The sequence below is a fragment of the Donghicola sp. XS_ASV15 genome (assembly GCF_041224595.1).
Lineage (GTDB): Bacteria > Pseudomonadota > Alphaproteobacteria > Rhodobacterales > Rhodobacteraceae > Donghicola.
This window is the reverse complement of the sequence record NZ_JBGFGN010000116.1, coordinates 32,647-44,524: the sequence shown is the minus strand read 5'-3', so window position 1 is coordinate 44,524 and position 11,878 is coordinate 32,647. Positions and strand designations below refer to the sequence as shown.

Annotated in this window: 14 protein-coding genes; 5 read left to right on the top strand and 9 right to left on the bottom strand. The window is 58.5% G+C overall.

Going from position 1 to position 11,878, the window contains the following annotated elements:
• Positions 1-9: 9 nt before the first annotated feature.
• The gene (locus tag AB9K37_RS05965; RefSeq protein ID WP_072703805.1) at positions 10-492 is read right to left on the bottom strand and encodes an MSMEG_0572/Sll0783 family nitrogen starvation response protein; all 483 of its coding nucleotides are present in this window, start codon (positions 490-492) and stop codon (positions 10-12) included.
• Between the two features lie 289 nt (positions 493-781).
• Here AB9K37_RS05965 and AB9K37_RS05960 point away from each other — a divergent pair, with 289 nt between their 5' ends.
• The gene (locus AB9K37_RS05960) at positions 782-2,146 is read left to right on the top strand and encodes a PLP-dependent aminotransferase family protein (RefSeq protein WP_369836018.1); all 1,365 of its coding nucleotides are present in this window, start codon (positions 782-784) and stop codon (positions 2,144-2,146) included.
• On the opposite strand, the gene AB9K37_RS05955 is transcribed toward AB9K37_RS05960, so the two are convergent.
• The 5 genes from AB9K37_RS05955 to AB9K37_RS05935 all read right to left on the bottom strand — a co-directional run bounded on the left by AB9K37_RS05955 (position 2,143) and on the right by AB9K37_RS05935 (position 6,576).
• The gene (locus AB9K37_RS05955; RefSeq protein WP_369836017.1) at positions 2,143-2,523 is read right to left on the bottom strand and encodes a DUF983 domain-containing protein; all 381 of its coding nucleotides are present in this window, start codon (positions 2,521-2,523) and stop codon (positions 2,143-2,145) included. The two genes, AB9K37_RS05960 and AB9K37_RS05955, sit on opposite strands and share 4 nt — an antisense overlap.
• 259 nt (positions 2,524-2,782) lie before the next feature.
• Entirely contained in the window at positions 2,783-3,484 is a 702-nt protein-coding gene (locus AB9K37_RS05950) for a tellurite resistance TerB family protein (protein WP_369836016.1), read from the bottom strand.
• A 110-nt stretch (positions 3,485-3,594) separates the two neighbouring features.
• On the bottom strand, positions 3,595-4,761 hold the full coding sequence (locus AB9K37_RS05945) for a DUF2235 domain-containing protein (protein WP_369836015.1): 1,167 nt from the start codon (positions 4,759-4,761) through the stop codon (positions 3,595-3,597).
• 306 nt (positions 4,762-5,067) lie between these two features.
• Positions 5,068-5,613: a YaeQ family protein gene (locus tag AB9K37_RS05940; protein WP_369836014.1), complete on the bottom strand. Its 546-nt coding sequence runs from the start codon at positions 5,611-5,613 to the stop codon at positions 5,068-5,070.
• 69 nt (positions 5,614-5,682) lie between these two features.
• Entirely contained in the window at positions 5,683-6,576 is an 894-nt protein-coding gene (locus tag AB9K37_RS05935; protein ID WP_369836013.1) for a LysR substrate-binding domain-containing protein, read from the bottom strand.
• A gap of 105 nt (positions 6,577-6,681) precedes the next feature.
• Here AB9K37_RS05935 and AB9K37_RS05930 point away from each other — a divergent pair, with 105 nt between their 5' ends.
• The 4 genes from AB9K37_RS05930 to AB9K37_RS05915 all read left to right on the top strand — a co-directional run bounded on the left by AB9K37_RS05930 (position 6,682) and on the right by AB9K37_RS05915 (position 9,524).
• Positions 6,682-7,362, top strand: a complete 681-nt coding sequence (locus tag AB9K37_RS05930) for a YceI family protein (protein WP_369836012.1) — start codon at positions 6,682-6,684, stop codon at positions 7,360-7,362.
• Positions 7,363-7,426: 64 nt separating this feature from the next.
• Entirely contained in the window at positions 7,427-8,203 is a 777-nt protein-coding gene (locus tag AB9K37_RS05925) for an SDR family oxidoreductase (protein ID WP_369836011.1), read from the top strand.
• A 226-nt stretch (positions 8,204-8,429) separates the two neighbouring features.
• Positions 8,430-8,888, top strand: coding sequence for a cytochrome c (locus AB9K37_RS05920; RefSeq protein ID WP_369836010.1), 459 nt, complete (start codon positions 8,430-8,432; stop codon positions 8,886-8,888).
• Positions 8,889-8,915: 27 nt separating this feature from the next.
• Complete coding sequence (locus tag AB9K37_RS05915) at positions 8,916-9,524, top strand: cytochrome b/b6 domain-containing protein (protein ID WP_369836009.1); 609 nt, start codon at positions 8,916-8,918, stop codon at positions 9,522-9,524.
• A gap of 141 nt (positions 9,525-9,665) precedes the next feature.
• Here AB9K37_RS05915 and AB9K37_RS05910 read toward each other — a convergent pair whose 3' ends face one another.
• From AB9K37_RS05910 to AB9K37_RS05900, 3 genes are all read right to left on the bottom strand, one after another.
• A complete protein-coding gene (locus AB9K37_RS05910) occupies positions 9,666-10,232 on the bottom strand; it encodes a fasciclin domain-containing protein (RefSeq protein WP_369836008.1) in 567 nt (188 codons plus the stop codon).
• A gap of 147 nt (positions 10,233-10,379) precedes the next feature.
• A complete protein-coding gene (locus AB9K37_RS05905; protein WP_369836007.1) occupies positions 10,380-10,796 on the bottom strand; it encodes a thiol-disulfide oxidoreductase DCC family protein in 417 nt (138 codons plus the stop codon).
• 81 nt (positions 10,797-10,877) lie between these two features.
• Positions 10,878-11,852 (bottom strand): sodium-dependent bicarbonate transport family permease, encoded by a 975-nt coding sequence (locus AB9K37_RS05900; RefSeq protein ID WP_369836006.1) that lies wholly within the window; start codon positions 11,850-11,852, stop codon positions 10,878-10,880.
• Positions 11,853-11,878: the final 26 nt, after the last annotated feature.

The window sequence follows — 11,878 nt, the reverse complement described above, 5'->3', positions numbered from 1 at the left end:
GTTCGCGGATCAGACGGTCCAAGTGTCGAGGATCACCGCGTTCGCCTTCTTGTGCAGCAGGATGCAGTCCAGCACGTCTTGCGGCGCGATGGGCGTGATGCCGGGCAGAAGCGAAGGCTCGCCATGGCCATACAGAGCCTGAAGGGCAAAGCGGCAGGCGTAGACCTTGCCGCCTTCGCCCATGAATTTCTTGAGGTTCACGGCAAAGTTCTGATGCCCGGGGAAAGCCTCGTCCCCGAGGGTCGGGAAACCGCGTTGAATGCCCAAGGTCACGCCGGGACCATACAGCAGGATCGAGGTCTCGTACCCTTTGCGGTTCAGGCGGATGGCGTTCAGGATGTTGACCAGCCCGATCGAACCTTCGAAGGCGACGGTATGGAAGGTGACCAGCGCCTTTTCGCCTTCGTCGGCTTTGACATCTTCAAAGACCTTTTCCTCGTAGTTGACGAAGAAATCGCCGTCTTTGTGCATTTCTTTGGTGACTTCGGGCATACCCTTGCTCCTGTCCTAGTATTGCGTTCGTAGGGACAGGCTGACGCGTCTGGATTGATGGAATCAAATTGCAGTCTATTTTGCATACAATAATTTGGCTCCGATTTCGCAAAGACTCGGCCGGTCTGCACATTTTCCCAGCAAAATCGGTCAATCTACATACATTGACATTCGAAATACCGAATGCATGAGGACAAATTTTGCCGCTCTGACGATCCATACAATTTCCGCTTCATTGCCGAATCAATTTGATCTACAGAGGGGCACGTTCCAACCGAAGGGCCATCTGATGCATTGGACTCCGAACACCTTGGAAAGCGGTAAGCCCCGCTACCTCGCTATCGCCGACGCCATCGCGCAAGATATCAAAGAAGGCCGGCTCAAGGATGGGATGCGTTTGCCGCCGCAACGCAAACTCGCCGATGCGCTGGGGATCGACTTTACCACGGTCTCGCGCGCCTATGCCGAGGCGCAGGCCCGCGGCCATGTGGAAAGCCATGTGGGGCGGGGCACGTTTGTCCGCGGCAGTGTGGTGTCGAACCGGCCCGATCCGGCGCGGTCCAGCGATGCGGATCTGTCGATGAACATGGCGCCCGAACCCACGGACCCCGAATTGCTACGCAAGATGGAGGCGGGTCTGGGATATGTCTCGGCCAACCTGATTGATCTGTTGCGCTACCAGTCGCCCGTGGGGGCCGAAAGGGACAAGGTCGCGGCCTCGAGCTGGCTGTCGATGCGCGGCATGGTTCCGTCATTGGAACGCGTCGCCGTGACACCCGGCGCTCATGCAACCATGGCGGCGATCTTCTCGATCATCACCAAACCCGGCGATGTCGTGCTGTGCGAAGCGGTCACCTATCCCGGTGTCCGCAACGTCGCAGGCCGGTTCGGCGTGCGCTTGGTCGGGGTTGAAATGGACGACGATGGCGTGATCCCCGAGGCGCTGACTGCGGCGATTGCCGAACACAAGCCCAAAGCGCTCTACCTGAATCCGACATTGCAGAACCCAACGACCCTGACGGTTCCCGCGCAGCGGCGCGAGGCGATTGCCAGCGTGATGCTAAAGCACACTCTCTTTCTGATCGAGGACGATGCCTACGGGTTCATTCCCGCCAAAGCGCCTGCACCAATAGCGCTTTCGGCACCGGAATTGACCTGGCATATCGGAGGCTTGGCCAAGTGCATCGGAGCAGGACTTCGGCTTGCTTACACGATTGCGCCGACAGCACGATGCGCAATGCATCTGTCTCAGGCCATTCGGGCGCTTTCGGTTATGCCGTCGCCGCTGTCGATCGCACTGACCACACAATGGATCGAGGACGGCACAGCAGACAGCATCCGGCGGTTCATCCGCGCCGAAACTGCGGCCCGACAGTCCATCGCAGCAGAGGTTTTGGGGGACTTCACATACCGCTCCGCGGACAATGCCTTCAATCTATGGCTCACCTTGCCCAAGGGCGCTTCGCGTGCGGACATCGTTGCACGCATGGCACGGCGCCAGATCGGCTTGATGCCGTCTGACGCATTTACCGTCCTCGGAGCCCCGAAAGAGCAGATTCGCGTGGGCCTAGGGGGCGCGATCACACGCGACGCGCTACAAGAGGCCTTGCACGGCCTCTCGAACGCGTTGGTTCCAAACACATTTATGGGTTAACTGGCAGGCTTTGCCTTGCCAAAGCCGTGCATCCCTTTGGCCCATTGCATCGCCACAAAGGCCCCCTTCACGGGCGGAAGCATAGCCAAAGACAGCGCTACGGCACCCAGACTGATGATCAAAGCAGGCACCAGCGGATTGTCCAGAAATGGTTTGTACATCAAGTGCATCGCGACGCCCGCAATGTGACAGACCAGCAGGATAACCACATAAGCTGGCCCGTCATCAGCGCGCTGGGGCGTGAGGTCCAACCCGCAAGCGTCACAGCTGGCCTTCACCTTGAGGTAGCTTTGAAACAGCTTGCCTTCGCCGCACTTCGGGCAACGCGAACGCAGGCCGTTCTTGAGGGCTAATTTGGTATCTCTGCTATCGCACATGGGCTGTTTCCTTTGCCTTTGACGCACGAACCATACATCGCTTTATGTCTCGCGCCCTGTTTCCCCGCTCAGATATGCGCACGATATGATGCAATCAATGCGACATTTTTGATCCAATCAATTGTGCAGTCAATTATCTGACGCGCCAACTGGACGCACACAGCCCGATGCCAAAGCTCGGGACGTTCGGTGAAACGCGTGCGCCCGCCATGATGACGGGCGCTTGGGAACCAAAATCAGCGTTGCGAGAGCTAGGTTGTTAACCCACTTCGCTACGCACAGCGGCGGCTTCGGCATCCAAGTGACCCCGCAGACCCTGAGGGAGCGCCATGTGATCCGCGAGCGCCTTCAAATAGGATTGCTCCTCGGCGGTGTCGGGATCAATGGACAGGCAAGACGCCAAGTAAATCTCTGCTTTCTGCTCATTTGTGCGCGCCAGCGCGGCAATCGCCGCCGGATCAGAGGGCTGAGCGAAATACTCATAGAGCATCGCTTTCTCTTCTGCTCCCAAACCCAGAGCATCCACCTGCGCCCGAATGCGTTTGTGTTCCTCTGCATCAATGTGATTGTCGCAATTGGCGGCAGAGATCATGGCCCGCATCAGTCCAAGGCGTAGGTCATGTCCCGTAGCATCATGGTCATTCTCGACATCGAACCCAGAGTCCGGAGCCGGTTTGGGCAGAGCCATGGGAGAGGGCTCTGTACCCGACGGTTTCTGGGTCTGCCAGTCATTATAGGCCTTGTAAGCAAGGCCCGCGACCGCTGCCATGCCGCCGTATTTGATCGCCTTGCCGCCGAGTTTACGGGCCTTCTTGTTTCCGGCCAAAAGCGCGATCAATCCACCGGCGGCCGCCCCACCAACAAGACCCGAAGGCAGACCACTTTGCCCACCCGTGCTTTTGCCCGGGTTTGCGGCCCCTTGACTGCCCAAAAAGCTCTCGACCAGTTTCGATACATCCATGACATCGCCTCCAAATCAATTCATCACAAAGATGTGGACGCAATGCGGTTCGAACAAGTTTTGAACACGCGCCATGGCGGAGTTGTGATCACGCCAGAGGCGCGCAGGGGCTATGCGAATTTTCGCGATCGCTCTTCGGCAAGGGCGGCCAGTTTCACCTCGACCCTTTTCAGACTGCCCGGACGATAATCGGGATCGTCTAACCATCTGATCAGCGGCGCGTCATGCATTTCAGATGTATCTGACGGTCCTTCGCGATCCTTCTGGGACCGCCGCAGCACCTTTTGGAAAATCCCGTCCGCGGGGGTGCTTGTATTGATCAACGGGCCCATGGCGTCCGTTTCGCGTTCAATCACCTCTAAATGCTGTTGGTCAAACGACAGACCTCTTAGCCGCGCCCCTTCGAGCACCCAGCGCAGAGCGATATTGGACAGGTGTGTCAGATCGCCTCCGCCCCCCACAGACCCATGATCGCCCGCGAAATAGAGCTGTTGATAGTTATGGATCGGTGCGCGATTGCGCTGGTTCAAATTGTCCAAATTCGACCAGAGGGTAGGGGGGAATGTCGCACGTCTTTCATCCAGAGCAACCGCATGGCGCGCCGCGTGGACACTGCTGGACAGCTCCAGATCATGAAATCCGTACTGACCACGGTTAAAGAGCCCGGCAATCGACAGATGAGAGGGGACACCCAATGCCCCAACCGTGTCCCAAATGCCGACATAGGTGATGCGCAGCAGGTAGGGTTCCTCCAGACCTTGTGCCGCGCGCCACGCGACCTCGGCCTCACTGGTGGCAACAGACGGAGAGACTTCGGCTCGGAACGCGTGGCTTTCTTCGCTGCTTGGCTTGGTGGTCGGATCGCCCACGGTTTTATAGCGCAAGACCGCGCGAGGGATGTGATCGAGCCTGTCTCTGGGGATAATCCCCGTAGAGCGGATCATTCCGGCCAGAGACCGCGCCGTGTACGCCCCACGCGAGAACCCAAAGATATAAATCTCATCACCGGGCTCGTAGGTGAATACCAAATGGCGATAGGCTTCGGCGATGTTGTCGAGCAGGCCCCATCCCAGCGCCCCGCCCAATGTCTTGTCCGCAAACCGAGAGAGCGCCGTCACACCTTTGCCGGTGCCGACCCCCGGAATATAGATGGGCACCTGACACACACCATCCGGCCCCGCTGGTTCAAGACATTGCGCGGTCTTTACCACGTTGGTCGGATGACGGCTGTCGGCGGAATTCCAAGTCCCATCGCAGAGTAGAACAATACGTTTCACGAATGCCTCTTAGGAAGAGCGGATCAAAAAATTTACTGTGTCTCGTGGAAATTGAGCACTGAAATGGAAATGGGATGTGCTCCAAAGTCTTGGAAGACACCCGTTACAACTAATATCACAAGGGAACTAAATAGCGCCCAAACAGTCAAGCAAATAAGGCGACTGGCACGTAGCACGGTGGGCGATGCCAAGCCATGCAGCGCATCGGGTTTTGGCCTGTAATCTGAATTATGTTAATAATTTTGCAGAACCCGCGTCATCCAAGCGGAAAATTCGAAGGCGCCTGTTGGACGCCCGTGACCGCGCTCAGGCGCTCGCCTTCCAGCGGGTTGGAGTGACATAAACGATGGAGTCGCCCACGCTCACCATCACTTCGCCATCTTGAATGTTGACCTGCATCTTCATGGCACGGCTCGCCATTTCAGACAGCGCGTGCACGTCGTTGTCGGAAAATGCGGTGACGTCCAGATTGTCGAACCGTGTCGTGCTGCCCTTGACCTTGTCCCACCAGATGTCGGCAGCGCGCCCGCCATAGGGATAGACCGCGACTTTGGCAGATTTGCTGCAAGATTGGCGGATGACCTTTTCACTCGGAAGGCCCAAGGCGATCCAAAGATCAATTTCGCCGCTCAGGCTTTTCTGCCAAATATCCGGTTCGTCGTCGGTTGACAGCCCCTTGGTCATCTCTAGGTGCTCGTGAGCATTCAACGCAAAGGCAACAAGACGCAGCATGAGCCGTTCGTCCGTCTCCGAAGGGTGCTTGGCAATGGTGAGCTTGTGGGTCTCGTAGTAGTGCCGGTCCATGTCAGAAACAGAGAGCTCTACTTTGTAGATTGTCGCGTTGAGTGCCATCGTCTCTGCCTTTGCTCTTGGGTGTCGGGCTTGGCCTACCCTGTTGCCGCAGGAATGGAAAGCAAACCGTCACACGCTGTCGCGGATGTAGTCCAGAAAGGCACGCAGCCGCGCCGACACGTAGGCGCGACTGGGATAGACCGTCCAGACGGCCGTGTCGAAGTCCATCGCGCTGCCTTCGAAATCGGGGAACAGATCGACCAGTTGACCGGATTCGAGATCCGCTTGGATCGTCCAATCGGCAAGCAGGGCGACGCCCAAACCCTCTTGCGCGGCACGGCGCAAGGCGAGTGCGTTGTTCGTGCTGAGCGCGGGCTTGGGAAACACCTCTTGCGGAGCGGCATCAGCCGCGCGTCGAAAGCGCCAACGCATGCCATAAGACGGCAGGGAAAAGAACAGGCCGTCATGCGCAGCCAAGTCAGCTGGGGTTTCAGGGCGCCCGTTCCTGCGAAGATAGGCAGGCGATGCGACCGCACGATATCTGACGTCAAAGAGCTTGGCCGCGACGAATGTGCCCCGCACCTCTGGCCCTAGGCGCAGGGCGACATCAATCCCTTCGGCCGCAATATCGATTTGCGCGTCAGTCAGGATCATCTCGAGCTGAATCGCCGGATAGGCTGCCCGAAATCCCGCCAAGCGCGGTGTTAGCCAACGTTCCCCAAAGGCGACCGACGTGGTGACGCGCAAAAGGCCCGAAGGCGATGCGACCATGTCACGTGCGGTGTCAGCGGCTTCGGTCAAGGAGTCCAAGATGGCGTCGATCCGATCTAGGTAGATGCGTCCAGCCTCGGTCAGGGACAGCCTGCGCGTGGTCCGCTCGAACAGGACAAACCCAAGCGCCTGCTCCAACGCCGCGATGCGCCGTGACACGGACGACGGATCAACGCCTTCTTCGCGCGCGACCGCTGCAAAAGAGCCGCGCCGCGCCACCTCGGCAAAAGTCTGGAGCAGGGACAGATCCATAGGGTCAACATTCGTGCAGATGATGCACGAGAGAATGTCATTTGGCCTGATTTCCCGCAAGCCACTCATGAGCAAAAAAGGCTCTATCGAAACAGGAGCCCTCTTATGCTGAAAACGTTCTTGCCCCCTTTGATTGCGCTGTGCGTTGCCGCGCCAGCCTTTGCTGAACCACAGGAATGGACCCTTGATCAGGGTCATGCCCATCTAGGTTGGGAAATCGATCACATGGACCTGTCCCGCACCGTGGGTCGGTTCGACCGCTTCACCGGCACCTTTTTGATCGACGAGGATATGCCCGAAAATTCGCAGATTTCGGTGGTGGTCGATGCCGCTTCGGTCAATTCAAACCATGTGGGACGGGACAACCATATCCGCAATGCAGACTACATGAATGTCCCTGCGTTTCCGACGGTGACCTTCACCTCTGGCCAGATCACCATGCTCTCCGAAAAGGCCGGGACCATGGAAGGCACTCTGTCGATGCTGGGGGTCGAAGCCCCGGTCCTGCTAGAGTTCACACTGGTCACGGACCGTGCCTATCCTGACTTTATCCCGAACTACAACGAGATCCGCACCCTGTCTTTCGAGGCGACAGGAACGATCAACCGCACGGACTGGGGCATGGATTTCATTGCATTCCCGAACTCCCCGACCGGAACAGAGATCGACCTCGATATTCACTTCGACCTTGTGGATTGTGCGGGGCTGCCCGAAGACGCGGCGGCCACCAACGTGCCTTGCAACTGGGGCTATGTCTACGGTTTCAAAGGTCCGAACGAAGGCTGATCCCAGCCATCCCCGCCGCCCGTTCTGTCGGGCGGCACCCTCTCTCTGACGATGAAAGACTTTCATGACACATTCACCTGATCTTTCGGGCCAAACAGCTATTATCACAGGCGCCTCTCGCGGCATCGGCGCGGCAACCGCCCGTCATCTTGCGTCACTCGGCGCCCATGTTTTTCTGGCGGCACGGTCACCGGACGCGATTCAGCAAATCGCGGACGAGATTATGCAGGACGGCGGCAAAGCAGAGGCCGCTGCGACCGACGTGACCGATGCCCAAGCGGTAGAGCAGCTGGTCCACTCCGCGACCCGGACAACAGGGCGGCTGGATCTGATGGTCAACAATGCCGGCCGCATCGACCCCATTGCGCGCATTGTGGACAGTGATCTGACAGCGTGGAGCAACGTGATCGACGTGAATGTCAAAGGCGTCTTCTACGGTCTTCACGCTGCAATCAACGTCATGCGCGAACAAGAGAACGCCGGCACCATCGTGAACATTTCGTCGGGCGCTGCGAATTCATTCCTCGAGGGATGGTCCCACTATTGCGCCTCCAAGGCCGCTGTGCAGCGCCTGACCGGCGTCGCCCACAAAGAAGCACACAAGATGGGGGTCAGGGTTTTTGGCCTGAGCCCGGGCACGGTCGCAACAGAAATGCAGGAACATATCCGCGCGTCCGGAATCAATCCGGTCAGCAAGCTCGCTTGGGAGAGCCATATATCGCCGGACTGGGTGGCCAAGGCGATTGCCTACCTGACCACCCCCAAAGCGGATCGCTGGCTTGGAACCGACTTTTCGTTGAAGACAGAGGAAGATCGCGCTGAGATTGGAATGACGGGATAACAGGCAGCATCATGTGCCAATTCTGACGCGAGACGCCCGATCCCGCGATGGCACGCGGTTTCGCGGCATACTCACGGAAATGGGATGGGCTGTGACTATCTCTTGTTACAGACTGCCCCTAAGCTGAAAATATTGGACGAGGCGACTGGTTGTTTTTGGTCGCCGGTCCCTTTTGCAGCCTCTGAGAATTTCCAAGAGATTTTTGGACAACCTACGGATATATGCCATGTACAAGCTTCTATTGACCACAGTGACGATCGGCGCTCTCGCCACGTCTGCTCTGGCCCAATCGGCCACGGACACAGCCAAAGCCCGCCGCGCGTTTTTCACCTTGATCGGCTACGAAATGGGGACGGTCGGCGCGATGGCGCAGGGCAAGATGGACTACGACGCCGAGGCTGCCTCGGCCGCTGCCGCAGACATGGTCGCACTGACCAAATACACCATGTCGGATCTGTTCGCGCCCGGCACATCCTCTGATGACGTTCCCGGCGAGACCCGCGCACTGCCCGCAATCTGGGAGGATATGTCCGGTTTTCAGGCCGCTGGCGAAGATTTCACTGCCGCTTTGATGGAGCTGAACGCAGTCGCGGGCGATGGTCTGGATGCTCTGCGCCCCGCCGTTGGCAAGCTAGGCGGGACATGCAAAGCCTGCCACGATGAATACCGCGCCAAGAGCTTCTAAGCTGGCCTGCCCATAAGGAGCGTTGTGATGTCGGAGCCTTTGCACAAGACGTATGTTTGGGATCCCGTTGTCCGGATTTTGCATTGGGCCCTTGTGATCGCCTTTGCGACCGCGTGGGGCTTGGGAAAGTTCGGGCCGGACATCATGACGCTTCACTTCTATGCTGGATATACAGTCGCGGGCATCGTGGTTCTGCGGATTCTATGGGGGTTCGTCGGCTCGTACACGGCGCGCTTCCGTAGCTTTGTGCGGGGGCCTTCTGCGGTCCTGAAATACGCCAGTTCCTTGCCGTCGGCCAAGCCGTCTCACCGATATGGACACAACCCGGTCGGAGCCCTGTTTGTGGTTGGCGTCCTGCTGGTTTTGCTGATGCAGATTGCGTCGGGCCTGCTCGCTGATCCCGAAGATTACATCAATGCCGGACCTTTGTCGCAGTACGTTTCATCAGACGTTGCACGGCAGGCTCTGGCCTTGCATGAACCGCTGTCGACGCTTTTGTTGGTGATGGTTCTCATTCATATCGGCGCGGTCGCCTACTACAAGCGGCGCAAGGGCGAAAACCTGATCAAGCCGATGGTGACGGGATATGCGGATCTGCCCCCGAACGCTCAGGGGCTGCCAAAACAACAAGGGTGATGCCGCGCTGCTTTACGCGGCGAAGCGAAGGCGCTGCGCTACGATTGAGGTTCATAGCAAAGATGCCTGCCATTCGTAGCGTGCAATAAAAAGGCCGCGGCAGAGCAATCTGCCACGGCCTTTGTTGATTGGATTTACGCCTTATTTCGGCAGCAGAACCTTGTCGATCACATGGATCACGCCGTTCGACTGACGGACATCGGCGGTCGTGACTTCTGCGGCGTTACCGCTTTCATCATAGATGAACACGCGCCCCGAGGGCGTCAGCTGCGCGGACAGTGCATCGCCCGAGACCGCGTTGAAGTGGTAAAAGCCATCCGACGACATCTTCACCGCAGAGGTGATGTCCTCGGCGCTCCAGTTTCCAGCGACCACGTGAGCCGTCAGAATTTTCACCAGCATGTCTTTGTTTTCAGGCTTCAGCAGGGTCTCCACCGTGCCCGCGGGCAGCGCGTCAAACGCACTGTTTACAGGGGCAAAGACGGTAAAGGGGCCTTCGCTTTGCAGGGTGTCCACCAGACCGGCAGCTTGAACGGCGGCAACGAGGGTGGTGTGATCTGCGGAATTCACAGCGTTCTCGACGATGTTCTTGTCCATGAACATCGGCGCGCCGCCAACCATCGGGTTTCCGGTTTCCGAATGGGACGCGGCAAAGGCAGCGCTTGCACATGTCAGGGCGAAGGCGGTTGCTGCAATTAGGGTTTTCATCGAATGTCTCCTCCAAGGTTCGTGCTTCTTATACGGCGGCAACCGAGGAAAAGATGTGGGCGTCCGATCACATTAAAGTATTCTTTTTCAGTGGATATTTTTGTAGGCCGGACTAACGGGTTTATCCCCTGCCCGACGCTGCTCCCTTTAGCGTCGGCACGCGCACTCATTCGCAGGACGCGCCCCAAGACGCGTTGCGATCTGTGACAGCAATGGCCGCACTGGCAGAAACAGGCGATAGGCAACCTCCATCACCGTGGGGACACCGGGCAAACTGCCGATCCGCGCCGCCCACCGCCAGCGGGGCAGAACCTGCCAGATCGCGACAAAGCCCCTTGCCCCTGACACCAGCCCTCCATCGGCCCGCCGCACGTGGAAACGGCGCATGGCATCACGCGGGCTTAGGTCCGGACCCGGGTGCGTGCCCTCTTGGGACACGTCGACAAAGTTCAGGCAATCCGCCCCCTCTTGCCGCTTGTAGTGATTGATCTCGGCGGTGCAGAGCGGGCAGGAGCCATCGAAGTAGACTGTCAGCGTTTCGTTAGGTGCAGCAGGGGTCGGCACAGCGTTTCCTTGGGCTTAGGGATGTCCTTTGGACTGAAGCTGTGCCCCGACATGCGATTGGCAAGTCCTGCGGCGATTTGATCAGCCCCCAAGCCCCGCGAGCCACAGGTACAGCGGCAGCCCCAACGTGATGTTGAAGGGGAAAGTCACGCCAAGCGACAAGGTCAGATAAACGCCCGCCTCGGCTTGCGGCAGCGCGATCTTCATCGCCGCAGGGACCGCGATATAGGACGCCGACGCCGCCAGAACCATCAGCAGAAACAAGCTGCCCGTTTGCAGACCGATCACCGACCCAAGGCCCCATGCAAGCGACGCCCCGACCACTGGCATCACCAGTCCAAAGGCAAAGAGGCCCGTGCTGAGCATGTGCTTGTTCTTGAGCAGACTACGCCCCGCCGACAGCCCCATATCCAGCAGGAACAGACACAGAATCCCCGTGAAAGGTGTGACAACAAAGGGCGCGATCATCTGCATACCTTTGTCCTGTGTCACCGCTCCGATCACAAAAGCACCGCTCAGCAAGACGATAGAGCCGTTCGCGAACAACTCGCGCATGGGCACGCACTTCGTGTCCCCTTGGGACCGGCCAAAACGCGCGGCAATCCACAGAGCTGACAGGATCGCCGGAACCTCCATCGCGGCGGCGACCGCCACCATGTAACCGTCTGCGGCAATCCCCGTCAGGTCCAAGAGGCTTGAGGCCGCAACAAAGGTCACGATCGAGATTGACCCGTAGTGCCCTGCCACCGCCGCTGCGTTCATGGCATCTAGCCGCGTCATCACCCGCAGCAGCATAAACGCGATAAACGGGATCAGGAACGACAGGATCAGCCCCGCCCCGATTGCCAGAAACAGATCAGCGCGCAGTCCGTGCTGCGCCAGACTGTGACCGCCTTTGAATCCGATGGCGAGCAGCAGATAAAGCGACATGAACTTCGCCGCGCCTTCGGGGATGGACAGGTCACTGCGGACGACTGCGGCCAGCAATCCAAGGGCAAAGAACATAATTGTCGGCACCATAAGGTTGCCAACCAGGCTGTCGAGAATAAGCGGCATATGCGGTCTCCTGATCTGAGGGCTGC